General features: G+C 62.9%; 26 protein-coding genes. 7 read left to right on the top strand and 19 right to left on the bottom strand.

Annotation, left to right across the window (positions count from 1 at the left end):
- Window positions 1-6: 6 nt before the first annotated feature.
- The 5 genes from soxG to ABSY17_RS11350 all read right to left on the bottom strand — a co-directional run bounded on the left by soxG (window position 7) and on the right by ABSY17_RS11350 (window position 5,577).
- Window positions 7-594, bottom strand: coding sequence for a sarcosine oxidase subunit gamma family protein (gene soxG, locus ABSY17_RS11330; RefSeq protein ID WP_378950316.1), 588 nt, complete (start codon window positions 592-594; stop codon window positions 7-9).
- On the bottom strand, window positions 587-3,583 hold the full coding sequence (locus ABSY17_RS11335; protein WP_378950319.1) for a sarcosine oxidase subunit alpha family protein: 2,997 nt from the start codon (window positions 3,581-3,583) through the stop codon (window positions 587-589). Before ABSY17_RS11335 ends, soxG begins: the two co-directional genes overlap by 8 nt.
- Window positions 3,580-3,879 (bottom strand): sarcosine oxidase subunit delta, encoded by a 300-nt coding sequence (locus ABSY17_RS11340; protein ID WP_378950322.1) that lies wholly within the window; start codon window positions 3,877-3,879, stop codon window positions 3,580-3,582. The genes ABSY17_RS11335 and ABSY17_RS11340 overlap by 4 nt, the downstream gene beginning before the upstream one ends.
- Window positions 3,880-3,891: 12 nt before the next feature.
- Window positions 3,892-5,151: a sarcosine oxidase subunit beta family protein gene (locus tag ABSY17_RS11345; RefSeq protein ID WP_378950325.1), complete on the bottom strand. Its 1,260-nt coding sequence runs from the start codon at window positions 5,149-5,151 to the stop codon at window positions 3,892-3,894.
- Between the two features lie 108 nt (window positions 5,152-5,259).
- On the bottom strand, window positions 5,260-5,577 hold the full coding sequence (locus ABSY17_RS11350) for a hypothetical protein (RefSeq protein ID WP_378950328.1): 318 nt from the start codon (window positions 5,575-5,577) through the stop codon (window positions 5,260-5,262).
- On the opposite strand from ABSY17_RS11350, the gene ABSY17_RS11355 reads away from it, so the two are divergent.
- From ABSY17_RS11355 to ABSY17_RS11370, 4 genes are all read left to right on the top strand, one after another.
- Window positions 5,578-7,836, top strand: a complete 2,259-nt coding sequence (locus ABSY17_RS11355; RefSeq protein ID WP_378950331.1) for a mechanosensitive ion channel family protein — start codon at window positions 5,578-5,580, stop codon at window positions 7,834-7,836.
- 123 nt (window positions 7,837-7,959) lie between these two features.
- Window positions 7,960-8,226, top strand: a complete 267-nt coding sequence (locus ABSY17_RS11360; RefSeq protein WP_378950333.1) for a hypothetical protein — start codon at window positions 7,960-7,962, stop codon at window positions 8,224-8,226.
- Between the two features lie 175 nt (window positions 8,227-8,401).
- Complete coding sequence (locus ABSY17_RS11365; RefSeq protein WP_378950336.1) at window positions 8,402-10,963, top strand: FAD-dependent oxidoreductase; 2,562 nt, start codon at window positions 8,402-8,404, stop codon at window positions 10,961-10,963.
- A 158-nt stretch (window positions 10,964-11,121) separates the two neighbouring features.
- Entirely contained in the window at window positions 11,122-11,964 is an 843-nt protein-coding gene (locus tag ABSY17_RS11370; protein ID WP_378952601.1) for a DUF1194 domain-containing protein, read from the top strand.
- A gap of 55 nt (window positions 11,965-12,019) precedes the next feature.
- On the opposite strand, the gene ABSY17_RS11375 is transcribed toward ABSY17_RS11370, so the two are convergent.
- From ABSY17_RS11375 to ABSY17_RS11385, 3 genes are all read right to left on the bottom strand, one after another.
- Window positions 12,020-12,958 (bottom strand): GlxA family transcriptional regulator, encoded by a 939-nt coding sequence (locus ABSY17_RS11375; protein WP_378952604.1) that lies wholly within the window; start codon window positions 12,956-12,958, stop codon window positions 12,020-12,022.
- A gap of 222 nt (window positions 12,959-13,180) precedes the next feature.
- A complete protein-coding gene (locus ABSY17_RS11380; protein ID WP_378950339.1) occupies window positions 13,181-13,321 on the bottom strand; it encodes a hypothetical protein in 141 nt (46 codons plus the stop codon).
- A gap of 230 nt (window positions 13,322-13,551) precedes the next feature.
- The gene (locus tag ABSY17_RS11385) at window positions 13,552-13,719 is read right to left on the bottom strand and encodes a hypothetical protein (protein WP_378950342.1); all 168 of its coding nucleotides are present in this window, start codon (window positions 13,717-13,719) and stop codon (window positions 13,552-13,554) included.
- A 223-nt stretch (window positions 13,720-13,942) separates the two neighbouring features.
- Here ABSY17_RS11385 and ABSY17_RS11390 point away from each other — a divergent pair, with 223 nt between their 5' ends.
- Together ABSY17_RS11390 and ABSY17_RS11395 are read left to right on the top strand one after the other, a co-directional pair.
- Complete coding sequence (locus ABSY17_RS11390; RefSeq protein WP_378950345.1) at window positions 13,943-14,842, top strand: LysR substrate-binding domain-containing protein; 900 nt, start codon at window positions 13,943-13,945, stop codon at window positions 14,840-14,842.
- A 131-nt stretch (window positions 14,843-14,973) separates the two neighbouring features.
- Window positions 14,974-15,285: a Dabb family protein gene (locus ABSY17_RS11395; RefSeq protein WP_378950348.1), complete on the top strand. Its 312-nt coding sequence runs from the start codon at window positions 14,974-14,976 to the stop codon at window positions 15,283-15,285.
- Window positions 15,286-15,393: 108 nt separating this feature from the next.
- Here ABSY17_RS11395 and ABSY17_RS11400 read toward each other — a convergent pair whose 3' ends face one another.
- The 10 genes from ABSY17_RS11400 to ABSY17_RS11445 all read right to left on the bottom strand — a co-directional run bounded on the left by ABSY17_RS11400 (window position 15,394) and on the right by ABSY17_RS11445 (window position 23,576).
- On the bottom strand, window positions 15,394-15,576 hold the full coding sequence (locus ABSY17_RS11400; protein ID WP_378950350.1) for a hypothetical protein: 183 nt from the start codon (window positions 15,574-15,576) through the stop codon (window positions 15,394-15,396).
- A 143-nt stretch (window positions 15,577-15,719) separates the two neighbouring features.
- On the bottom strand, window positions 15,720-16,022 hold the full coding sequence (locus tag ABSY17_RS11405) for a hypothetical protein (protein ID WP_378950352.1): 303 nt from the start codon (window positions 16,020-16,022) through the stop codon (window positions 15,720-15,722).
- A 167-nt stretch (window positions 16,023-16,189) separates the two neighbouring features.
- The gene (locus tag ABSY17_RS11410) at window positions 16,190-16,369 is read right to left on the bottom strand and encodes a hypothetical protein (protein ID WP_378950355.1); all 180 of its coding nucleotides are present in this window, start codon (window positions 16,367-16,369) and stop codon (window positions 16,190-16,192) included.
- A gap of 234 nt (window positions 16,370-16,603) precedes the next feature.
- Window positions 16,604-18,673, bottom strand: coding sequence for an ASKHA domain-containing protein (locus ABSY17_RS11415; protein WP_378950358.1), 2,070 nt, complete (start codon window positions 18,671-18,673; stop codon window positions 16,604-16,606).
- Between the two features lie 237 nt (window positions 18,674-18,910).
- Window positions 18,911-19,879 carry a methyltetrahydrofolate cobalamin methyltransferase gene (locus tag ABSY17_RS11420; protein WP_378950361.1) on the bottom strand — a complete coding sequence of 323 codons (969 nt, stop codon included), beginning with the start codon at window positions 19,877-19,879 and terminating at the stop codon, window positions 18,911-18,913.
- Between the two features lie 52 nt (window positions 19,880-19,931).
- Complete coding sequence (locus ABSY17_RS11425) at window positions 19,932-21,032, bottom strand: methylenetetrahydrofolate reductase (protein WP_378950364.1); 1,101 nt, start codon at window positions 21,030-21,032, stop codon at window positions 19,932-19,934.
- Entirely contained in the window at window positions 21,029-21,613 is a 585-nt protein-coding gene (locus ABSY17_RS11430) for a methylenetetrahydrofolate reductase C-terminal domain-containing protein (RefSeq protein WP_378950367.1), read from the bottom strand. The genes ABSY17_RS11425 and ABSY17_RS11430 overlap by 4 nt, the downstream gene beginning before the upstream one ends.
- A complete protein-coding gene (locus ABSY17_RS11435; protein ID WP_378950369.1) occupies window positions 21,606-21,908 on the bottom strand; it encodes a virulence factor in 303 nt (100 codons plus the stop codon). The genes ABSY17_RS11430 and ABSY17_RS11435 overlap by 8 nt, the downstream gene beginning before the upstream one ends.
- A 179-nt stretch (window positions 21,909-22,087) precedes the next feature.
- On the bottom strand, window positions 22,088-22,750 hold the full coding sequence (locus tag ABSY17_RS11440) for an exopolysaccharide biosynthesis protein (protein WP_378950372.1): 663 nt from the start codon (window positions 22,748-22,750) through the stop codon (window positions 22,088-22,090).
- A 178-nt stretch (window positions 22,751-22,928) separates the two neighbouring features.
- Window positions 22,929-23,576, bottom strand: a complete 648-nt coding sequence (locus tag ABSY17_RS11445) for a DUF1638 domain-containing protein (RefSeq protein WP_378950375.1) — start codon at window positions 23,574-23,576, stop codon at window positions 22,929-22,931.
- Between the two features lie 58 nt (window positions 23,577-23,634).
- On the opposite strand from ABSY17_RS11445, the gene ABSY17_RS11450 reads away from it, so the two are divergent.
- Window positions 23,635-23,769 (top strand): entericidin EcnAB, encoded by a 135-nt coding sequence (locus ABSY17_RS11450; protein WP_378950378.1) that lies wholly within the window; start codon window positions 23,635-23,637, stop codon window positions 23,767-23,769.
- 64 nt (window positions 23,770-23,833) lie between these two features.
- Here the strand turns inward: ABSY17_RS11450 and ABSY17_RS11455 are convergent, their stop codons facing one another.
- Window positions 23,834-24,532 carry a corrinoid protein gene (locus ABSY17_RS11455; RefSeq protein WP_378950381.1) on the bottom strand — a complete coding sequence of 233 codons (699 nt, stop codon included), beginning with the start codon at window positions 24,530-24,532 and terminating at the stop codon, window positions 23,834-23,836.
- Window positions 24,533-24,624: the final 92 nt, after the last annotated feature.

Raw genomic sequence — 24,624 nt, forward strand, 5'->3', positions numbered from 1 at the left:
GGCTGCTCACCTCAGCTCGTAGCCGACCTCGTCGGAGGCGTGACACAGCATCTTCCAGAACGAGCGCGCGAACGAGCGGAAGACGTAGATGTCGAAGCGGTCGGGGCCGCTGCGCTGGATCTGGGCGAAGATATCGTGATGGGCGGTCGAGATGCCGGAGCCCTCGGGGAAGGCGGCCAGCGAAAAGTCGACCGCGAAAAGTTTCGCCAGCACCCACTCGACCTTTGGACCGGCGATGCGGATTGCCGTGCGGCCATGCGAAAGGTCGGTGACCGTACCGATATCGGCAGTGACGGCACTGGTGAGGCTTGTCGCCAGGCCCTCCGATGTGTCGGTGACCAGGAATTTGCCCGGTGCAAATCCGAATGCCGCGTAGCGATCCGAAACGACACCAGCGCCCGCGCCATCGGCAAGCTTGAGTCCGGTGACGGCAGCGATGGCGGCGATCAGCTTCTTTTCCTCGCCCGGCCAGGCGGCGACCTGGACGATCGAGCCGGGTGCGAGTTCCGATAGCGTGACGCCGTGCCCGTGGGCGAAGTTGCCGTGCGAGCCGGGCCGGAATGCGGGCTCTAGCGGTGAAAGCTGGTCAGCCATGCATGCGCTTCCCTTCGGGATCGAAGAAATGGTGGCTGACGATGTCGACCGGGCCGAAGCGGTTGCGCAACGGATCTGAGACATAGGCTCGCTTGCCGTGGCGGGCCTTGCCGCCCGAAACCAGCGCCAGCGCGATATATCTGCCGAGCGCCGGCGAGAAGCAGGCGCCGGTGATGTGGCCGAGCGAGTCGTGCGGGTTTTCGGGATCGGCAACAGTGACGATGTGAGCGCCGCCATTCAGCGGGCGTCCATCGAGCGAAACTAACCCTACCAACTCGAGACGGTCGGGGGCGACAAGCCCCTCGCGGTCCATCATGGCGGAGCCGATGAAGGGCTTTTTCTTCGACAGCATCCATTGCAGGTTGAGGTCGTGCGCCGAGGTGCGGCCGTCGATCTCGGCGCCGGTGACGTGGCCCTTTTCGATGCGCAGCGTGCCGAGCGCTTCCAGCCCGTATGGCACCATGCCGAAGGGCTTTCCCGCCTCGGTCAGTGCTTCCCAGACTCGCGTGCCGTGACCGGCGCCCGAGTAGACCTCGAAGGCCATTTCGCCCGAGAAGGACAACCGGCAGATCATTACCGGCACGCCCGCGATCTCGCCATGCACGATGCCCATGAACGGTAGCGTCTCGTTGTCGACCCTGGTGCCGCTCACGACCGTCTCGAGGATCTGCCGCGCGTTGGGTCCGCCGATGGCGGCACCCGCCCACTGGTCGGTGACGGAGGTCAGATGGACCTTCAGTTCCGGCCAGACGATGTCGAGGAAATATTCGAGATGCTGCATGACCTTGCCGGCATTGGCTGTCGTCGTGGTCATCAGGAAATCGTTCTCGCCGAGCCGCCAGGTCGTGCCGTCGTCGAGCACGAGGCCGTCCTCGCGCAACATCAGGCCGTAGCGCGCCTTGCCGACCGGCAGGGTCGAAAAGACGTTGGTGTAGACGCGGTCAAGGAATTCGGCGGCGTCGGGACCCTGCACCGCGATCTTGCCGAGCGTCGACACATCGACGATGCCCGCCGTCTCGCGCGTCGTCTGGGCCTCGCGCACATAAGCCTGCTCGACGGTCTCTCCCGGTTCGCCATAGATCATCGGGCGGAACCACAGCCCCACCGGATACATCGTGGCGCCGTTGTCCAGATGCCAGTCATGCATTGGCGTCAGCCGCTCCGGCTTGAGATGGCCGAACCGCTCGGCGGCCAGCGCGCCGACCGAAACCGGGGCGAAAGGCGGGCGGAAGCGGGTGGTGCCGACCTCGGGGATCGGCTTGCCTACCGCCTCGGCCATGATGGCGAGACCCGGCACGTTGGAGCCCTTGCCTTGGTCGGTGGCCATGCCGAGCGTGGTGTAGCGCTTGAGGTGCTCGACGGAAACAAAACCTTCCAGATGCGCCAGCCGCACGTCGTCTGATGTCACGTCGTGCTGGAAGTCGACGAAGGATTTTCCCTTGGCCTTGATCTCGAAGACCGGTGCGGGGCGTGGATCGAGCGGTACGGGGACGACATCTGGCAAGGTCTCGATCTCGAGCGCCGGCTGGTCCGTTGCCTTGCAGCCGGCTGCAAAGCCTTCGGCAATGGCGTCGGCGGTCGAGAATGTGCCTTTGAAGGCGCCGGCACCGCACCAGCCCTTTTCGGGCTCAGGCGGCAGGAAGGCCTGCAGGTCGGCGTCCCAGACCGGTCGGGCGCCGGCCTGGCTGGCGAGGTGGATGGTCGGTGACCAGCCGCCCGACATGATCAGGCAATCGGCCTCGATGTTGCGCGTGGTGCCTGCCGATACGTCGGCTGCGACCGGGAACTGAGCGACTTTGATGCCGGTCAGCTTCTTGCCGCCTTCGGTGCCGACCACCGCATGGCCGGTGAGCAACTCGGCGCCGCATTCCAGCCCGAGCTTGCGGCAGGCGTCCGAGATATCAGGGCGCAGGTCGGCGATGGCCACGATCGTCGCGCCGGCCTTGGCGAGGGCGGCCGCAGCGCGATAGGCGCTGTCGTTATTGGCAAGGACGGCGATCTTGTCGCCCGGCAGCACGCCATACTGGTTGGCGTAGCGCATGGCGGCACTTGCCATCATCACGCCGGGACGGTCGTTGCCGGGAAACACCAGCGGTCGTTCGAAGGCACCGGTAGCCAGCACTACCTTCCTGGCCCGGATCGTCCAGTGGCGGTGGCGCGGGGCGCCCTTGGAAGGTGATGCCTTGTGGTCGCTGACGCGCTCCATAGCGGCAAGAGTATTGCCGTCATAATAACCCCAGACGGTGGTGCGCTTGAGCAGGCGGACATTCGCCTGGTCCTTGAGCTCACCGACGATGTCGGCTGCCCATGCCGCGGCCGGTTCGCCGTCGATGGTTTCGCCGGACCAGTTGGCCGAGCCGCCGAACTGCGGATCGATCTCCGCCAGGATGACGCGCGCACCGGATGCCGCTGCTTCGCGCGCCGCGGCAAGGCCGGCGGGCCCGGAGCCCACGACCAGTGCGTCGCAAAAGGCGTTCATGCGTTCGTAGCGGGCGTTGTCCGGGGTGCTTCCGGCGCGGCCTAGGCCTGCGGCGCGGCGGATGATGTGCTCGCACATCATCCAGAAGCGCGTGCCCTTGAGCGGTCCGATGACCGGGCCCATGAAAGTCTTGTAGTAGAAGCCGGCGGAGATAAGTTTGCCGCCGATCTGGTTGAGGGCGCCAACGTCATAGGCAAGGGACGGGAAGCGATTCTGGCTGACCGCGACGAGCCCGTCGTGGATCTCGACCATAGTCGCCGGAATGTTGGGCTCACGTACCTCGCCGCGCAGAACCGTCACCAGTGCGTTGGGCTCGTCGACGCCAGCGGTCAGCACGCCGCGCGGGCGGTGATACTTGAACGAGCGGCCGAAGAGCGAAACACCATTGGCCAGCAGCGCCGAGGCCAGCGTGTCGCCCTGGTGCCCGGTATAGGCCGTGCCGTCGAAGGTGAAGCGGATGGTGCGGAGCCGGTCGATGCGGCCGCCCGACGCTGTGCGGCGCGGGCTCATGCATTGGCTCCCGACTTGCGACGCCCATGTTTCGGCGCGCCATGTTCGCGGGCGAAGCGCACGCTCGATATCTCGTGGGTCAGCGTGTCTCGCACGATTGCCAGATGGGCGCGGCAGCCTCCGGCGTGCTGCCAGATTTCGTTGTGGATGCCGGCCGGGTTCTGCCGGTCGTAGACATAGGCGTTCCAGGCCTCAAGATCGGTCGAGGCGGGATCGGGCCGCGTCCGGTTGCCGTCGCCCTGGTAGCTGAATTCGGAGACGTCGCGTGGGCCGCAATAGGGGCAGGTGATCAGCATGAATTCGAACCCCTAATGCAGCCGCGGCGTCGGGCCTTGGCCCTTGTCGTCGATGACGGTACCGCGGCTGAAACGGTCCAGTGTGAATGGCGCGTTGAATTCGTGCGGCGTGTCCTTGGCGATCGTGTAGGCGAAACACCAGCCGGATGCCGGCGTTGCCTTGAAGCCGCCGTAGCACCAGCCGCAATTGAGATACATGCCGGGCAAGGGGCCGGTGGTGATGATGGGCGAACCGTCCATCGACATGTCGCAGACACCGCCCCAGGAGCGCAGCACGCGCACTGGCGCCAGGCTCGGGAACAGTGCCAGCATCTCGCTCATCACTTCCTCAACGATGGGCAGGTTGCCGCGCTGGGCATAGCTATTGTAGCCGTCGAGGTCGCCGCCATAGATCAGCCCGCCCTTGTCGGACTGACCGACATAGAAATGGCCCATGCCGAAGGTCACCACCGTGTTGAGGAATGGCTTCAGCGATTCCGACACGAAGGCCTGCAGGACGTGGCTTTCGATGGGCATGCGTTCAATGCCGGCGAGCTGCATCACCCGACCGGTGCTGCCGGCAACCGCGACAGCCACCTTCTTTGCCCGTATCTCGCCGCGGCTGGTGGTCACACCCGTGACCCGGTCACCGTCAACCAGAAAACCGGTGACCTCGCAATTCTCGATGATGTCGACGCCGCGCCGATCGGCACCGCGCGCATAACCCCAGGCGACGGCGTCATGGCGGGCGGTGCCGGCGCGTTCCTGCATCAGTCCGCCAAAGATCGGGAAGCGCGCCGATTGCGACATGTCGAGACCAGGCACGCGGCGGCCGATCTCCGCCGGCGTCATCAGGTGGGCATCGACGCCGAGATGGCGCATGGCGTTGCCTCTGCGGGCAAGATCGTCGAGCTGACCGGGCGTATGGGCCAGGTTGAGCACACCGCGCTGCGAGAACATGACGTTGTAGTTGAGATCATGGGAGAGATTCTCCCACAGCTTCATCGAGTGCTCGTAGAAGCGTGTATTCTGCGGCAGCAGGTAGTTCGAACGCACGGCAGTGGTGTTGCGGCCGACATTGCCGGAGCCGAGATAGCCTTTTTCCAGCACGGCGACATTGGTGATGCCGTGCTCCTTGGCGAGGTAATAGGCGGTCGAAAGCCCATGCCCGCCGCCGCCGATCACCACCACGTCGTAGGAGGCCTTGGGGTTCGGCTTGCGCCATGCCGGCTTCCAGTCGCGGTTTCCCGAGAGCGCGTTCCTGAGCAGCGAAAAGGCCGAATATTCCGCCATCGTGAAAACATCCTATGGGCTGATCGGCGACACTATAAGCAGCATCAATGGTTCAAGGCCAATATTCCGCCATGGCCTTTCGCTAGGCCGACTTTTCCATGGGCCGGTTCAGCCCATCTTGTCCGTCCGAAGGCGCGTCTTTATCAATGGGATGCCTTCGCGCAATCCATCCTGACCGTGAGTCGTAGATTTTTCATGTTCAAATTCGCAGTCCGGCGCCTCGTCATATCGATGGTCCTCATCGCGGTCGCGTTTGTCGCGCAGGCCGCCGCGCAAGATCTCGGCAAGGCGCCGGCCGGCGTTGTCGCCGATCAGCAGCAGGTGATCGCGAAGGTCACTCAAAAGATCGACGATCTCCAAAAGAAGGTTGAGCAAGGGCAGGACGACGATGCCCACCTCGTCGACATCCGCCTTCAGCTCGAGCAATTGTCGCGCGAGCTTTTGCACAGCGGCGTCGCGTTCCGTCCGCGTCTCACAGAGATCAACACGCGCCTGGAGCAACTTGGCAAGCCGCCGGCTGAAGGCCAGCCGCCGGAGGCAGCGATCGTCACCACCGAGCGCGACGCTCTCGCCTCCGAGAAGGCGGAGATCAATGCCATGCTCGGGGTGGCCGAAAATCAGTCGATCCGCATCAATACGTTGGTGGAGCAGATCTCCGAAACACGTCGCCAGCTGTTTCAAAACGTGCTGACCAAGCGCTACGAAATCAATTTCGCGCTGGCATCGGAAATCATGCAGGCCTTCAGGTCCGAAATGGGCGATCTGTATCGCGCCGTTTCATCCTGGATGCGATTTGTCGTCAGCTTCAAGCTCAAGTCGATGCTGGCGGTGACCTTCTTCGCCCTTGCCGCAGCTGCTGTCATCATCATCGGCGGCCGGCGCATGTTCGGGCGGTTGTTCATTCCCGATCCAAGAGTGCAGGAACCGTCCTATCTCAGCAGGATCTCCGTCGCATTCTGGCTGACGCTGATGCAGACGAGCGCGGTCGTCGTGTTCCTCGGCATCACCTATTATCTGTTCGACTATTTCGAGGTGCTGCGTGGCGACATCGGCGAGATGCTGTCGTCGCTGTTCTACGTCATAGCTATTGTCTTCTTCGTTTCCCGTCTGGCCACGGCAGTGCTGTCGCCGAGGCTTCCCAACTGGCGCCTTGTTCCTGTCGAAAGCGGCGCGGCGCGCTGGCTGGTGATGCTGATCATCGCAACGGCTTTCTTCACCGGCCTCGATCACTTCCTGAGCTCTGTCTACAAGGTCCTAGGGGCACCGCTTTCGCTGACCGTGGGTGAGGCACTGGTCTCGACCGTCATCATCGGCCTGCTTGTCATCCTGATCGGACTGGTCAAGCCGTTCGTCGGCGAAGATGGTCAGCCGAAGCCGTGGCCGCAGCTTTTGCGCTACGTTCTGTTCCTGCTCGGTGGGGTCACCACCCTTGCGGCCCTGCTGGGTTATGTCGGGCTCGCACGTTTCGTGTCGCAGCAGATCGTGGTGACCGGCGCGATCCTCACCACGATATATATCGGCTTCCTGTCGTCCCAAGCGATGAATGAGGACGATGCCTTCGCCAAGACGACTGTGGGGAGGCGCTTGCAGCGGCGTTTCAATCTCGACGACACCACGCTCGACCAGCTTGGTCTTGCCACCAGCATCGTCATCAACCTTCTGGTGCTTGTCGTCGGCGTCCCCCTGATCCTGATGCAGTGGGGATTCCGGCCGGGCGACATGATGACCTGGCTCTACAAGATTGCCGGCGGCTTCCAGATTGGAACCTTCACATTCTCACCGACCGGCATCCTTTCTGGCATCCTCGTCTTTACGGTCCTCTACTTTTTTACGCGCTGGTTCCAAGGCTGGTTGGACGGCTCGGTCATGGCGCGCGGAAAGGTCGATGCTGGCGTACGAAATTCGATCCGGCTTTCCGTAGGCTATGCCGGCATAGCGCTCGCCGCGCTGATGGCGGTTTCGGCTGCGGGGCTCAACCTGTCCAACCTCGCCCTGGTTGCCGGTGCTCTCTCCCTAGGTATCGGTTTCGGCCTGCAGAACGTGGTGTCCAACTTCGTCTCGGGTTTGATCCTGCTCGCCGAGCGGCCGTTCAAGGTCGGCGACTGGATCGTCGCTGGCGCGGTGTCGGGTACGGTCAAGAAGATCAGCGTGCGCGCGACCGAGATCGAGACGTTCCAGCGCCAGTCCGTGATCCTGCCCAATTCGGAGCTGATCAACAATCCGGTCGGTAACTGGACCCACCGAAACAAGCTCGGGCGCATCGAGGTGCCGATCGGTGTTGCATATGGCTCTGATGCCAAACGCGTGCACGCCCTGCTGCTCGAAATCGCGCGCAGTCATCCCCTGGTCCTCAAAAATCCTGAACCGTTTGTGCTGTTCCAGGCGTTCGCTGAGTCGTCGATGAACTTCGAGATCAGGGTGTTCCTTGCCGATGTAGGCAACAGCGCCACCGTGCAGAACGATCTGCGCTTTGCCATTCTCGACACTTTCGCGCGCGAGCACATCGATATTCCATTCCCACAACGCAATATCCGCGTGCTTGGGGACAAGCCGGCCGGAAATTGGCCGGTGGACGACGAACAGGCCGAGGCCGAATACGCCGAGAAGGAAGTAGCCAGGATCAAGGCAGCCGAAGAAGAACAGGCAAAGACCAAGGCGCGACGGCGCAAGCCTCACCCGAGCTAGGCTCGATTGTGGCATGAACAAGGCGTTCAGTTGCCGTTCAGCTTCGAAGTCATATAAGGTTGTCGCAACGGGCGAGAATGCCACGTGAATTTGAACAGAGGCGGTGGAAACACCGATTACGCAATGAACAGGTTCCTTGTCGCCTCAGGCGCGCTAATCCTGGCCATGTCGGGCGCGGCTTTTGCCGCGAGCGCGGTAAACCGCGACTCCGAACCGCGTACACTGATCGTGACGGAAGGCGGTTCCAAGTCCGAACTCGCGATAGCGGCCGGCGAAACCGTGGAGTTCTGCTCGAGCGGTTGCTTCGTCACGTTGCCCAACGGCGACCGCGAAGCTCTGTCCGGTTCGGAAACGGTAGAGATCTCAGGCGGATCCGCCCGGATCAAGTAAGTCCGGCACGAGGCTGCGATTATGTTCGAAGGCCGGGCAATGCCCGGCCTTTTCCATGTTCCGCAAACTGATTTTCGTGAGGTCGCGCGGCTTTTTGGCAATGTCGCAAACAGGCTGCAATCGCATCGCAGCGCCCTATAGTCTGCCCGCAAATATCATCTCGGAGTCGTGGGCAATGGCAGGGTTTCCGCAAAAGGCGAAGGTCGTCATCATCGGGTTGGGTGGCATTGTGGGCGCGTCGGTTGCCCATCACCTGATCGAGCGCGGATGGGACGATATCGTCGGCATCGACAAGTCCGGAATCCCGACCGACATCGGATCTACGGCACACGCCTCCGACTTTTGCTACATGACCAGCCACGACTTCCTGTCCTGCTGGACCTCGCTCTATTCCGTCGAGTTCTACGACAAGATGGGCCACTACGCCCGCGTCGGTGGTCTTGAAGTTGCCCGCGTGGGCGACGACGCCCGTATGGAGGAGATCAAGCGCAAGGTTGCCTCGGCAAAGGCTTTCGGCACGCGCGCGCGCCTGATCGAACCAGCCGAGATCAAGGAGAAATTCCCGCTGATCGAAGAGCACCTGGTGCAGGGCGGTCTTTGGGATCCGGATGCCGGCCTCGTCATTCCGCGCTCGCAGACCGTCGCCGGCAAGCTGGTCGACCAGGGGATTGCTGCCGGAAAGCTGCAGGCCTTCGCCAACACGCCGGCCAAGTCGCTGATCATCGAAGACGGCCGCATCAAGGGTGTGGTGACCGACCGCGGCACTATCATGGCCGACCACGTGGTGGTCTGCGCTGGCCTGTGGGGTCGCCTGATCGCCGAAATGGCGGCCGAGGACCTGCCGGTCATGCCGGTCGACCATCCGCTCACCTTCTTCGGCCCCTACAACGAGTTCGCCGGCACCGGCAAGGAGATCGGCTGGCCGCTGCTGCGCGACCAGGGCAACTCGGCCTATATGCGCGACACCGGTGACCCCAGGACCGCCGAAGGCGGACAGATCGAGTGGGGCTACTACGAAGAGACCAATCCGCGCCTTTGCCATCCGCGCGAGCTCCTCGAAAAGCACGAGGCGCGTCTGTCCCCCTCGCAGCGCGACCTCGATATGGAGCAGATCATCGCGCCGCTCGAACGGGCCATGGAACTGACGCCGATACTGGGCGAACTCGGCTACAACGAAAGCCATTCCTTCAACGGCCTCTTGCAGGTGACGGCCGATGGCGGACCTTCGATCGGCGAGAGCCAGAAGGTTCGCGGGCTATGGTATGCCGTTGCCATCTGGGTCAAGGACGGCCCCGGCATGGGCAAGCTCATCGCCGACTGGATGACGGACGGGCGCACCGGGATCGACCATGCCAAAATAGACTACGCGCGCTTCTATCCGCACCAGATGGAAGAAAAGTTCGTGGAGGGCCGCTGCGGCGAGGCCGCACAGAAGATCTACAATCCGGCCGTTCATCCGCGTGAGCCCTATGCGACCGGCCGCGACGTGCGCCATTCGCCCTTCTGGGAGCGCGAGAAGGAACTTGGCGGCTATTTCATGGAGCTTGGCGGCTGGGAGCGCGCCCATGGCTATGCTGCCAACGAGCACCTGCTCGAAAAGTACGGCGACCGCGTGCCGGTGCGCGAAAACGAGTGGGACAACCGCCATTTCTGGCGCGTCTCCAATGCCGAGCATCTCGCCATGAGCGAGGATTGCGGCATGGTGAACCTGTCGCATTTCGCGATCATCGACGTCGAAGGCCCCGACCATGTCGCGCTGATGGAGTGGCTGTGCGCTGCCAGGATCGGCGGCGATGCCAATATAGGCAAGGGCATCTACACCCATTTCCTCGACGACGAGGGCATGGTGCGTGCCGACCTGACCGTGATCCGCATGGCCGACCGCTGCCGCGTGATCGACGGGGCGGACGCCGGCCCGCGCGACTTCCACTACATGCGCCGGGTGGCTGAGGACAAAGGCTTCGACGTCACGATCACGGATGTCACCCAGAAGTACGTCACCCTCGGCATCTGGGGGCCGAACGCGCGCGCGGCACTGCAGAAGGTCGTGGACGCCCCCGATGGGCTCTCGCCCGAAAGCTTCCCCTTCGCTGCAATCAAGCCGATCCGGATCGCCGGCAAGGACGTCACTGCCTTCCGCATCTCCTATGTGGGTGAGCAGGGCTGGGAACTGCACATGCGCTACGAGGATGCGCTTGCCGTCTGGGACGCGTTGCGGGCGATTGGCGTGATGGCCTTCGGCGTCGAGACCTATGCCAACAGCCGCCGCATGGAGAAGAGCCTGCGCCTGCAGAACGCGGACCTGTTGACCGAGTACAATCTCCTGGAGGCCGATCTCGCGCGTCCGAAGGTCAAGGAGGCCGATTTCCGCGGCAAAGCCAAGCATGAGGAGTACCGCGCGCGGAAGAATCAGCCGGCGATGCTTTGCACGCTCGTCATGACCGACAATGTCGACCCCAAGGGCGTTGCCCGCTACCCGGTCGGTATCATGCCGGTGATGGACCCAGATACGGGGGAGACGCTGGTCGACGAACTTGGCCGCCGGTCCTTCACGACCTCGGTTGCTTACGGCCCGACGATCGGGAAGAACATCGCGCTCGCCTATCTGCCCTGGTCCTATTGCCAGGAGGGTCGGAAGCTCACGGTCGAATATTTTGGCGAGACCTACCCCGTGGAAGTGGCGAGCATCGGCTACAAGCCGCTCTACGATCCGGAGAACCTCAAGCCGCGGAGCTGACGTCCCGCGACAAGGCGACTTTCTTATCCTGGCGGTTCGCAGGTATTGCAGGCCATTGGGCTGACCATCGCCGACGTTCCCGAAATTGTGAATGACTTGCTCGGCTTTGTGGCCGGGCTTTTCTTTTGAACCGCGCCATTGTCGCTTACCCTTGCGGCATGTCTGCCGTGACGAAAGCTCTCCTCGCAGGCAGCGCCAGTTTGGCGCTGGTGCTTGGGCTGGCGGTTCGGTCGATGGCGGCGGAACAGGTCGATGTCGAACTTGTGCTGGCGGTAGACGTGTCGCTGTCGATGTCGCCCGACGAACTCGAAATCCAACGCCATGGCTATGCCGCCGCATTGACCGACGACCGTGTTCTGGAAGCGATAGCTGAAGGTGTCTACGGCAAGATCGCCGTCACTTACGTCGAGTGGGCCGGCACGACCTCTCAGATCGTCGTCGTGCCCTGGACAGTCATAGCCAATCGCACCGATGCGGAACGCGTGGTCAAGCAACTGTCGGCCAAGCCGCCCAACAGTGCCCGGCGGACGTCGATCTCGAGCGCCCTCGACTTTGGCAGAGACCTGTTTGTCGAAAGCAGTTTTACCAGCGCCAAGCGGGTGATCGACATTTCGGGCGACGGTCCCAACAATCAGGGCCCGCCGATCGATGTCATCCGTAATGAGGTGGTTGCCCAGGGCATCACCATCAACGGCCTGCCGCTAATGACCAATGGCGGGTTCGGCAACGGCTACGAGGTTGCGGATCTCGACCGCTACTACGCCGACTGCGTCATCGGCGGACCGGGCGCCTTCATGATTCCGGTCAATGACTGGTCGCAGTTTCCGGAAGCGATCCGGCGCAAGCTGGTGCTCGAACTCGCCGGTCCGAGTTCGCGGCAATGGGCAGCCATGGAGGCGGCCCATCCGCCGGTGATCCACGCCCAAGACAAGCCGAAATATGATTGCCTGATCGGTGAGAAGCTGTGGCGCGACCGGACATGGCTTTGGGAAAACAGGTGAGCAGGCTTCGCTGCGCCCCGGCGTGACCTGCGCAGACTCTGCGGCGCAGGGCAAATTACGCGGCGATCAGTTGCTTGCGATCGATGCGCTCCTGCTGCGGCGAGCGGGCGTAGAGCTCGCGGTAGCATTTCGAGAAATGCGAGGCCGAGACGAAGCCACAGGCGACCGCGACTTCGACGACCGGCATCGACGACTGGATCAGCAGGTGGCGGGCGCGGTCGAGCCTGATCTCGAGATAGTAGCGGGCAGGGGAACGCCCCATCTCGGTGCGGAACAGCCGTTCGATCTGGCGCCGCGACAGCCCGACGTGGTCGGCGATCTCGATCAGCGACAATGGCTCGGAAAGGTTTGCCTCCATCAGTTCGATGATGGTGAGCACTTTGGAGTTCTGCACGCCGAGACGTGCCCTCAGAGGCAAACGCTGGCGGTCTGTCGGGCTTCTGACGCGGTCGGTCAGCACCTGCTCGCAGATGCGGTTGACCAGATGGTCGTCGAAATCGTCGCCGATGAGCTTGAGCATCATGTCCAGCGCTGCGGTGCCCCCGGCGCAGGTGTAGATGTTCTGGTCGACCTCGAAGAGATCGGCATAGACATTGGCCTTGGGAAACGCCTCGGCAAAGCCCGGCAGGTTCTCCCAATGGATGGCGCAGCGCTTGTTGGAGAGCAGACCTGCATTGGCCAGCACATATGCGCCGGTGCACAGTCCGCCAACGGCGACGCCACGATTGTACTCCTCGCGCAGCCAGGCAAAGACCGACTTGTTGGCATAGGTCTCGACATTGATGCCGGTGCAGACGATGACCATCGAGGGGCGATCGGGCCCTGCCATCTTCTTGCGCTCGTCCTCGAGCGAGGTGTTGACGGCGCATTCGACACCGTTCGAGGCACGCACCGGCTTGCCGTCGTAGCTTGCCAGCCGCCATTTGTAGGCCTCGTAGCCCAGCATCCGGTTGGCGATGCGCAGCGGGTCCAGCGCCGTCGCAAATGCGACCATTGTGAAATCAGGGACGAGGAAGAACACAAGCGATCTTTTGATCGGATGGTTGATGGCGTTCAAGTAAGCCTCACGTTGACGGCAAATGGCGCGACATGATGTCGCTAATAGCATAGCGACATCAGTAAAATCGTTTGCTGTCAATGGGGTTACGGCTGTCTCTGGAACTTTATCCGCGACATGCCCGACACTACCTGGCCGTGTGGTGTGGCCGGGACGAGTTCAGCTGACCAGCATGCCGAGCCGGTTGGCGGCCATAGCTGCGGTTTGGCCGGGCATGGTCCTGGCAAGGCGCTGGCGTTCGATCACGGTGGCCAGCGACGCGTCGCGGCGCAATCCGAACAGGCGGGCGAAAATCTTCATGACACGTCTCCATGCATCCCAGCTACACGGGGTGCCTTCGCGTGGTGGAGTGGGCAGCTCGTTTCTGTGGCGGATATAGTGATTGGGCGGGGCTTGGTGTGCTGCAAAAGCGAAGTGCCACGCCTTGAATGCGACACCGCGCGCGATCGCCAGCAGTCGCGATCATGTGACATCAAAGACGTGCAATGGGCCTGCCTTTGCGGCAGGCCCGTTGCGCAATCCATGGTCGACTAGCCGCGGCCGCTGCGATACTCCGTCCTGGAGTCGAGTGCCTCCGGCCAGCCGATGTCCTTCTGCAGTTCGAGCGGCAGCGCGCGGATCGAACGCTCCGTCTGGTAGCGGGCGCGGGCGGCGCTGAATTCGTTGGCGATGCGCCCAATGGTCGATAAAATGGACATTGCGGTTTCCTTTCCTGCTTGCCGGTCAGGGTCGGCTTGAGGTGCTCGCCCGGTGGGCACCGCTGGTTTCAACCGTTTTGCGCAACCCGATGCGCTTGCATTCCGGGCCGTTGGAAGCGGCAAATGACGCCTGCTTCGATGCCGTTGACTATCGCGCATGGATGAGATTCAATCAAACGAAATGAAGTGATTGCGTCGATCAGAAATATTGAAGGATGAGACCATGAACGCACCGCTCAATCATCCCCTTCCATTGCTCGATCTCGACGTGCTCCGCACCTTCGTGGCCATCGCCGAGACCGGCAGTTTCACGACGGCGGCCAATGCGGTGTACCGCACGCCATCGGCCGTCTCGATGCAGATCAAGAAGCTCGAGGACATTCTCGGCCGCTCCGTTTTCCTGCGCGATGCCCGTTCGGTGGCGCTGACGACCGATGGCGAGATGCTGCTCGGCTATGCCAGGCGGATGCTTGCCATCAATCGCGAGGCGGTGTCGAAGTTCATCATTCCTGATATCGTGGGTGTTGTGCGCCTGGGTTCGCCTGACGATTTCGGCGAACGCGTCCTGCCGCATGTGCTCAAGCGCTTCGCCCAGACCCATCCGTCCATCGCCGTCGACGTCATCATCGACCAGAGCACCAACCTGCGCCGCCGGATGGACGACCGCGCACTCGACATCACGCTGTTGACCAATTCCTGCAAGGCGGTCGCGGCGGGTGCGGAAGTGCTTTTGACCGAGCCGATCGTTTGGGCCGGCGCAAAGGGTGGATGCGCCCACATGCGCGAACCCTTGCCTGTTTCGATATGGGAGGAAGGCTGCGCCTGGCGGGCAGGAGCGCTCGAGGCGCTGGGGCGCGATGGACGCAATTATCGCGTCGCCTATATGAGCGCGCACACGACCGGCCAGCGGTCGGCCATCCTTGCCGATCTGGCCGTGGCTCCGTTGCCGAAGTCGTTCCTCGGCGAGGAAATGGTGGAACTCGGCCCCAAGGACGGAATGCCGGAGATCGGCAACTACAGCCTCGCAATGATCGTGGCGCCGGAGGCGAGCGCGCCGGTCAAGGCGGCTGCCGACCATATCCGCGCTGCCTTCGAGACCTTCAGCGCGACCGGCAAGTTCTGAGCAATAAAATAGCAGGGCTGGCTGCGGTCGCGGATTGCAGTTGAGCTGAGCCGTTCCATATTGCTCTTACGCGCTCGTTTGCCTTCCGGAGCCCATCTGCGTGCAGGCGTCGCGGGCGGATTGGAGGAGCAATGATCAGGCATTGCGTGTTCGTCCAGTTTCGCCCCGAGGTTTCGCGGAGTGAGCGAGAAGCGATCTATGAGGCGCTACGCGGCCTCAAGCAGAAAATCGACGGGTTGGATGGTGTCTGGTCCGGTCCCAACGTCAATACCGAAAGGCTGGCCTGGGGGTTCGATGAAGGCTTCATCATCGACTTTCGCGATGCCGCGGTGCAGAGCGCCTACAACACCCATCCGGACCATTTGCCGATCACCGAGCGGTTGCTGGCCGCCGCGCAAGGCGGGCTGGACGGGGTCTTCTGCTTCGACATGGAGATTGCCTGACGCTAGCGCATCGGCCCGAAAATCGGAATCGGTTTTCGGCAAGCACGATGCGCAGATTCAAAGTGTTAGAGCGCCGCGCGTCCGAATGGACGCGCGGCGCTCTAAGCGTCAGCGACGCACGGAATAGGCCATCCAACGGTAGACCTTGGCCATCAGCGAAGGAGGCGGGTTCCAGTCGAGGTCGCGCTGGATCTCCGGCGGCAGCGCGTTCATGATGCGCGCCGTCCTGCGGGCGCTGCGCGCCAGCCTGTAGCGCGCGCCGATGCGTCCGAGATCGTCGAAAAGTGGCATCGTGCTCTTCCGTCAATAGTCGTGAATTTGCAGGTCAGCCAGTGCGTTGCGATACCATGGGGAACGAGCAATCGTGCCGGTCGGCTGCACTCGGCCAGCCGGAACCGAGGAGGTGCCAAGTCGGCGAGTAGCCCTTGCGAGGGTCATGCGCAGCGAAGCTTCCGCCGGTCGAATGCAATCACATTGTTCATCGATGCCAGCGGACCAACCGGCCAACCGAGTTCGACTTGGATGTCGAGCGGCAGCTTGTTCATCAGCAGTGCGACGCGGCCGTATTTGTGCAACTGACCGGCGACGCCCGAGCCATGCGGATTGGGCCCGTCGATCCAGCCGAGTTCGATCTGCAGTTCGCGCGGCAGGCCATCCATCATCTTTTCGATATGGCTGTCGCGGCGCGCATGCCTGAGCACGGCTCCGAACTGATGGAACTCTCCGATGATGGACATGGTCGTCTCCTGGGAGTGATGGGCCGGCAACGCCACGCGAGACTTGATGCGTCGCCGGCCAGTGCGCAATTTACCTTCGCTTGTGTTTCAGTTTGATCCCGCTTCGACGCGATTTTGTTTCAAGTTGGGATGCGCCCGGAAACACAGAACGGGTTGTGGCGGCAGGCTCAGTGTCCCGGGAGGACCGTCGAATAGAGCGATCTTGCGCGCGCATCATTCTCCACCGGCCAGCCGATGTCCTTCTGGATCTCTGGCGGGAGGCTGTTGAGATGGCGGATGGATCTCGCATTGCGATGCGCTTTCCGGATGGCCGCACCATAGCGGCCGATCGAACCCATGATCGACATTGGTGTGTTCCTTTCATCTTCGGCCGAAGCGGAAATGCTCCGCAAGCGGTGGTTTCGATCGATGAAAGATAGTTCGCTTGTGTTTCGCATCGAGTTCGTTCGTACAGCAACCGCAAGTAGATCGGTTACGCGATGGAAACACAGCCGAAACGCGAAATCATACTACGAATCAGCCACCAGCGGAGCAGGATGTGCTCCACCGGTGACGCCAAAAATCGAATGAAAGGCTCTAAATCAATCGCGGGCGCGGCGGGCGGCACGCTCCTCGCGCGAACGTCGCCGCGGGGAGGCGTCCGCGGCTTCGCCCTCGGCGCTCGTTGCCTTGCGCGGCGGCAGCTTGACCTGCTCGGCGAGTTTGGCGAACGGATCGACCTTGTTGGGCAGCGCCATTGCGTCGATGAACAACTGCTGGAAATGCGGCTCCAGCGCGGTCTCGATCTTCTCGATGCGGCCGACTTCCTTCTCGATCTCGCGGCGATGGCCGCGATTGAGCAGCGCCATGAGCGCGCCGGTGCCGGCGGCATTGCCGACCGCCTTGACCTCGGCCAAGTCGCAATCAGGGATGAGCCCGAGCACCATGGCGTATTTCGGATCGATGAAGGTGCCGAAGGCACCGGCGAAACGGATCATGTCGACGGCCTCGACACCCTGTTTTTCCATCAAAAGCTTGATGCCGGCATAGAGGGCTGCCTTGGCGAGCTGGATGGCGCGCACGTCGTTCTGGGTGACGGTGATGCGCGGCTCGCCGTCGTTGAGCAGATAAGAGAAGGTACGGCCGTTCTGGATGATGCGCGGGCTCTTGGCCATCAGCGCACCGTCGATGACGCCGTCTTCCGAGATGATGCCGGAGAGATACATCTCCGCCACGACCTCGATGATGGCCGAGCCGCAGATGCCGGTGACACCGACAGCTTTGGCGGCTTCGGCGAAACCGTCCTCGTCCGACCACTTGTCGACGCCGATGACGCGGAATTTCGGTTCCAGTGAATCAGGGTCGATGCGCACGCGCTCGATGGCGCCGGGTGCGGCGCGCTGGCCCGACGAGATTTCGGCACCTTCGAATGCCGGGCCGGTGGGGGACGACGCCGCGACGACCCGGTTCTTGTTGCCGAGCACGATCTCGGCATTGGTGCCGACATCGACCAGCAGCATCATCTTGTCCTGGCGGTAGGGGCCTTCCGACAGCGTCGCACCGGCGGCGTCGGCTCCGACATGGCCGGCGATGCAGGGCAGGAGATAGACGCGGCCGCCCCTGTTGACGTCGATGTCGATCTCATGCGCCCAATATTGGAGTGCGCCCGAGACGGCGAGCGCAAACGGCGCCTGGCCAAGTTCCGTCGGATCGATGCCGAGGAACAGGTGGTGCATGATCGGGTTGGCAACGAAGACGGCATCGAGGATGTCGTGGCGGTCGACGCCGCCTTCCTCGCAGACCTTGCCGATCAGCGAGTTGACCGCCTCTCGCACGGCCTTGGTCATGGCCTCGCGTCCGTCCGGGTTCATCATCACGTAGGACACGCGGCTCATCAGGTCTTCGCCGAAGCGGATCTGCGGGTTCGACGTGCCCGAGGAGGCGACGATGCGGCCCGACAGCAGCGACACCAGATGCATGGCGATCGTGGTCGAGCCGATGTCGCAGGCAATGCCATAGGCTTCGTTCTTGAGGTCCGGCCACAGGCCGATGATGAAGGGGCGCGAAGACTCCGTGTCGCGGTGGATCGCGGCGGTGACACCCCAGTTGCCCTTGCGCAGGATACCTTGCACTTGCGGGATCAGGTGCGGGGCGACCAAGAGGTCCTTCCAGCCCCAGTCCTTCTCGAGCACGGCCTTGAGCCGGTCGAGGTCGCCGAGCGGCTTGTGCATGTCGGGCTGTTCGACTTCCACAAAGCAGAGCTGGACGGCGGGATTGCGCTCGATATGGCGGTCGACGGCAGCCTTGCGCACCACCTGCGCGTTGATCACGGTGTCTTGCGGTACGTCGACGACGAGATCACCCAGGATGGTCGCCGAGCACGACAGGCGCCGTCCCTCGGGCAGTCCGCGCACGCGATCGTAGCGCTCCTCCTTCGGGCCCTTGGCCGAGATGTGGTCGTTGGAAGAGACGATCTTGTGCTTGGCGAAGTTGCCTTCCTGGACCTCGATCTGGCAGCGGCCGCAGGTGGCCCGCCCGCCGCATACGCTCTCGACATAGACGCCGAGCTGGCGCGCCGCATCGAGCACCGGAGTTCCCACCGGGAACCGCCCACGCTTGCCCGAGGGCATGAACAGGACCAGCGGGTCGGTGATGTTGGCGGGAGAGTTCATGGTCGTGCGTCCTTCGAGGCTCGCTGCGCTCGCACCTCAGGATGAGGGATGTATGTGCGACGACGTCCGACAATTCGACACGTCGGGCGGAGGCCTCTTTGATCCAAGGTATTTCGGCGGTCGGCGTCCTTCGGAGTCCGTATGCCCGAGCGAAAGCAGTTCAGCAATGCGGGCACGCGCAAACCATCCTCATCCTGAGGTGCGAGCGCAGCGAGCCTCGAAGGACGCACCAATTCTCTACCCCCTTGCCATCCGGGCTTCACGCCCGCCACGCCGGCGGCCGCCATTGGCCGCGCCTTCGCTGGGTGAGGTAACCGCTACGGGAGCCGGGGCGGCATGCTCGCCCGGCTTGTAGTCCTTGTAGGTCTTGATCCAGTTGGTGCAGTTGGCGTCGGTGCCGTTGAGCACGTTGGCAGCGCGCACCGCTTCCATTTCCTGCGGTCGCACCGGGTTCATGATGGCGGATGTCATGCCGGCGCCGATGACCATCGGAATGAAACCGGCATTGATGCCGTGGCGGTGCGGCAGGCCGAAGGAAATGTTGGACAGGCCGCAGGTGGTGTTGACCTTGAGCTCCTCGCGCAGGCGACGCAGCAAGGCAAAGACCTGGCGGCCGGCGTCGCCGAGCGCGCCGATCGGCATCACGAGTGGATCGACAACGACATCATGCGCGGGAATGCCGTAGTCGGCGCAGCGCTCGACGATCTTCTTGGCAACGGCGAAGCGCACGTCCGGGTCCATCGAGATGCCGGTCTCGTCGTTGGAGATGGCGACCACCGGGACGTTGTACTTTTTCACCAGCGGCAGGATGGCTTCAAGCTTCTCTTCTTCGCCGGTGACCGAGTTGACCAGAGGGCGGCCCTTGGCGACCTTGAGCGCGGCTTCGATCGCCGCCGTCACCGAGCTGTCGATCGACAGCGGCAGGTCGACGAGGTTCTGCACGATCTCCAGCGTCTGCACCAGCAGTGCCGGCTCGGTGGCGTTGGGGTCGACGGCGGTCACGCCGGCATTGACGTCAAGCATGGTTGCGCCTGCGGCGGCCTGCTCGAGCGCGTCCTTGATGACGGTGTCGAAATTGCCGGCGACCATCTCCGCCGCCAGCTTTTTACGGCCGGTCGGATTGATGCGCTCGCCGATCACGCAGAAGGGCTGATCGAAGCCGATGATGATTTCCTTGGTTGCCGAGGCAACGATCGTGCGGGTCATAAATCCTCTCCGTGGGGATATAAGGAATGCTGTGCCGTTATCAGTGTTTCGTTCAGTGCGCGGTCTTGACCATGTCGACCTGGGACTCGGTCACGTTGTCATGCAGGATATGGTCGAGCCGCTTGGCGACCAGTTGATCGTCGGCGCGGGCTTCGCGCTTCCATGGCCGGCGTCCTTTCAGCACGCCCGATTCATCGACGATCTCGGCGACATATTCCTCCTGGCGGTAGGCCATCACATGGACGCCCGACACGCCGGGGATTTCCTTCACCTCGTTGATGATGTCGATGCAGAGCTGCTTGCCTTCCTTCTTCTGGTCCTGAGCACCTTCGAGCCGCTTGATGATTGCGTCCGGGATGTGGATGCCGGGCACGTTGGAGCGGATCCACTTGGCTGTCTTGGCCGAGGCGAGGGGGCCGACACCGCACAGGATGAAGACCTTCTCGGTCAGGCCGAGGTCGCGTGCCCGCTCCATGAAGCTGCGGAACATCGGCACGTCGAAGCAGTATTGGCTCTGCACGAACTGCGCGCCGGCGGCGATCTTCTTGCCGAGATGAACCGGCCGGAAATCGAAGGGCGGCGCGAAGGGGTTGACCGCGGCACCTAGGAAGAGCTGGGGCGGGGTGCTCAGCTTGCGGCCGGACAGGAACTTGCCGTTGTCGCGCATGATGCGGACGGTTTCGAGCAGCGACATCGAGTCGAGATCGAATACCGGTTTCGCGCCGGGCTGGTCGCCAGCCTGCACACCGTCGCCGGTGAGGCAAAGGATGTTGGCGACGCCCATGGCAGCGGCACCCAGCACATCGCCCTGGATGGCGATGCGGTTCTTGTCGCGGCAGGCGATCTGCATGATCGGCGCGTAGCCCATGCGCGTCAGCAGCGCGCAGATGCCGACCGAGGACATGTGACAGTTGGCGCCTGAGGCATCGACGGCGTTGATACCGTCGACCCAGCCATCGAAAATTTTGGCGCGGTTGTAGACGTCTTCGGGATCGGCGCTGTCGGGCGGATTGAGTTCGGTCGTGACGGCGAATTCGCCGCGACGAAGGACGCGCTCAAGCCGTCCGCGCGACGAATGGCCGGGCAGGGGGTCGAGCGGCAGGTCGATGCCGGCGGGATTTTCATCCTGTTGGCGCGGGCGCGGCGGGGTCATGCGACTTCCTTGCTGGCGGTTTCGCGGGCGGCCGCGGCTTGTGCGGTCACGCGCAGCCATGCCGAGGTTTCGCGCAGCGACTGATCGACCGGTTTCTGCACGTTGAGGATGGCGTCGCCATGGACCATGTTGCGCGAACCCTCCCAGGCTTTGACCCAGACGCAGGGCATATCGGGTTCGACCTCGCAATTGCCGTTGGCGCGCACGCCGCCGCAGGGCCCGTTGCGCAATTGCTTGGGGCAGTTCATCGGGCACGACATGCCGGTCGAGGAAAGCACGCACTGGCCACACATGCGGCAGTCGAACATGAAGCCCTTGACGTGCCTTTCGACGAATTTCACCGGGGCTTCGACGCGGCCGTAGCCGATCTTCTTCCACAGCGGATGCAGCGTGAGGAACGCGTCGGCGAAACGCGAATAGACCCATTCCAGTGCGCGCGAATGGCGGACCGACCAAAGCCGCACGGCAAAGGAACGCTGGACGCGCCGCTGCGGCGATACGTCGGCCGGCTTGTAGTCGCTTTTGGGCGCGGCCTTCTTGACCAGCGTTGCCTGGGTTACCGTCGGCTGGGTATCAACCATCTGCCTTGCCGCCTGCCTTGACGAGAGCGACCAGGCGCTCCCGGGTGAACTTCGCATCGATCTCGGCCATGGCCTTGTCGGCCTCGGCCTCGAGGTCGTCGCCGACCGGAACCGGGTCCGCCTTGCGCCACTCTGCCAGATAGGCGTCGGTGTCACCGGCACCGGTGCGCATCGCGCACATGTCGATCGCCTCGGTGAAGCGCAGCGGCAGTTCGCGCTTGGCGTTCTGGCGCCCCTTCTTGACGATCACCTGTGCCGGGATGTCGCGCCAGTAGACGATGATCAGGTCGGCCATTTCGCTCTCGCTTTCAGTTGGCTGAGCATTGCCGTAACCACAGGGGTGCCGCTTGTTATGGGACGACGCGCGCGCCTTCAAAAACGACGCGGCAGGCTGTCGCGCAAAAGACAGGGTGGAGCGAGGGGAGGCCTGGCGGACGCGTCTGGCAAAGCTGCTGGGCCAACGGTCTATTCAGGCTAGCCCAGCCAGACCATGAAGGCATGTGTCGCAAACCCCGCGCCGCCCACCACGACGCTGATCACGGCCAGCGAAGCCACGCCGACCATGCTGCCCACGACAAACAGGATGCCGTCTCGTTCCGAGAGTGCCAGGCCCAAAAGTGCGGTTGCAAAGGCCGGTAGCCAGTTGCCGAGAGGAATGGGAAGCGTGATCGACACGGACAGGATAAGAGCGATGAAGCCGACGACGCGGTCGCCCTGCCTACGCCAGAAAGGCCAGTAGCGCGGCCGGATCACCTCTTCGAGGCGTATCAGCCTGGGAACGGTCCAGTCGGTGACGGTACGAAACTGCTCGGGCGAGAGCGAGCGCCTGCTGATGAAGGCTGGCAACCATGCCCTATTGCTGCCGAACGCCATCTGTGCTGCCACAATCAGCAGCGGCAGGCCGAGCACGGCTGACGCACCGGGCGGCAGCGGCAGCAGGTTGAAGGCTGCAAACAGAACGAGCAACGGCGCAAAGCTGCGATTACCAAGCGCGTCCCTGATATCGCCTATGGATATGTCGTCCTTGGCTTCGCGGGCGAGCTTGGCGAAAATCTCCGACAAACGACGGCCGCGCCGGGGGCTCGGACCTGCCTGATTGCCCTTGTCGTCCTCGAACCCGTCCGCGTCCTGTTTCATGAAGCTCCCGGCTCATCTGCCTCTGCACCGGCACCATGATGCCCGCGTCGCAGATTGCGACGGTCAGGTTAACCATTGATGGCGCCGGAGGGTTGCAATGTGATGTCGCTGGACGCCGAATGCAATGTCAGCGCCGGAAGTTCACAATGTCCAGCCTGGATTTGTACCGCAGGCGGAATCAGGCGCTTTCGTGATCTGCCGCAGCGGCTGCAGCATTGGCAAGGACTGCCGGCAGGTCGCCGTAGCCCGTGGCGCGGCGCTCATAGACAAGCCCAAGCATCCTGGCTGCATCCTCGGCAACCTTGTCGAGCGCCGGATCGTCGGTCTGGGCTAGGTAAATCAGCTTCTCGTAGTTGCCGAAATAGTCGTGGACCAGTTCAGGGTGACAGTCGAGGCCGAGCGGCTTGATGAAGAAGGCGTCGAACTGCCGGCACAGGAAGTCGGTCATGTAAAACGACATCATGTCGGCCTCGCCGACCTTCGCGTAGGCAGCGGCGCCCTGGTAAAAGGCGAAGCAATGCGGGCCGGCGATACGTTCAACGCCGTGTTTCTCGCAGACGCGGTCGAGCAGGCCGCCGGTGCCGCAATCGGCATAGCCGACATAGATGTGCTGGTAGCCTTCAGCCTTGGCCTCGGCGATCGCCTTGTCCATGGCAGGGGCGATGCGGTCGGGGCGGAAGTGGAAGTCGGCCGGTAGGCAGGTCAGTTCAAGATGGTCGAGGCCAAGCTGTTGTTTGACCGCCAGAATCTCGCGCGCGATCATGCCGCAGCCGATGACCAGCAGCCTGTCGGCGTTTTTGTCTCGTTGTTTTTGCGGCGCGCTCATGCGACCCAGTCCGGCAGGGGTTAGGGGGCGAGTCTACGGAGTGAGGGATACACCGTCCATGAAACTGTCACGTCTGGCGCCGATCGCCGTCATTGCCTGCGCGCTGGCGCTTGCCTCATGCGCCAACACGATCCGCGGCGTCGGCCAGGATGTCAAAGGCACGGCACACGCCATCCAGGATACCGTCCGCTAGGGGCGGACCATGCCATTCCAAATCGTATCAAAGGGGCCGCGCTGCGAGGCGCGGCCTTTTAGTCTCAGGCCGAAGCGCGCAGATTGTGCTTGCGCTTCATGAAGTCCTTGGCGGTCTCGACCGTGACTGCCGCGTCGCGGCAATAGGCGTCCGCACCGACGGCCTTGCCGAACTCCTCGTTGAGCGGCGCGCCACCGACCAGCACGACGAAATCGTCGCGGATGCCCTTTTCCTTCATCGTGTCGATGACGACCTTCATATAGGGCATGGTCGTGGTCAGCAGCGCCGACATGCCGACGATGTCGGGCTGATGCTCCTCGATGGCGTTGAGGTAGTTCTCGACCGGGTTGTTGATGCCGAGGTCGATGACGTCGAAGCCGGCACCTTCCATCATCATGCCGACGAGGTTCTTGCCGATGTCGTGGATGTCGCCCTTGACCGTGCCGATGACCAGCTTGCCCTGCTTGGGCGCACCAGTGGCGGCGAGCAGTGGGCGCAGGATGGACATGCCGGCCTTCATCGCATTGGCCGAGAGCAGCACTTCGGGAACGAACAGGATGCCGTCGCGAAAGTCCTCGCCGACGATGCGCATGCCTTCGACCAGCGCCTCGGTCAGCACCTTGTAGGGTATCCAGCCACGCTCGAGCAGGATGTTGGTGCCTTCCTCGATCTCTTCCTTGAGCCCGTCATAGAGGTCGTCGTGCATCTGCTGCACGAGTTCGTCGTCGGAAAGCTCGGACAGGATGATTTCGTCGTCGGACATTTCGCAGGCTCCCTAGGGCTGCACCCGTCAGCGGCGTGCGGCTTCTATGCTATTCCTAGCGTGCAAGTGTCGCAAATCCATAGCTGATTTGC

Source organism: Mesorhizobium sp. ANAO-SY3R2 (assembly GCF_042466635.1).
Classification (GTDB): Bacteria; Pseudomonadota; Alphaproteobacteria; order Rhizobiales; family Rhizobiaceae; genus Aminobacter.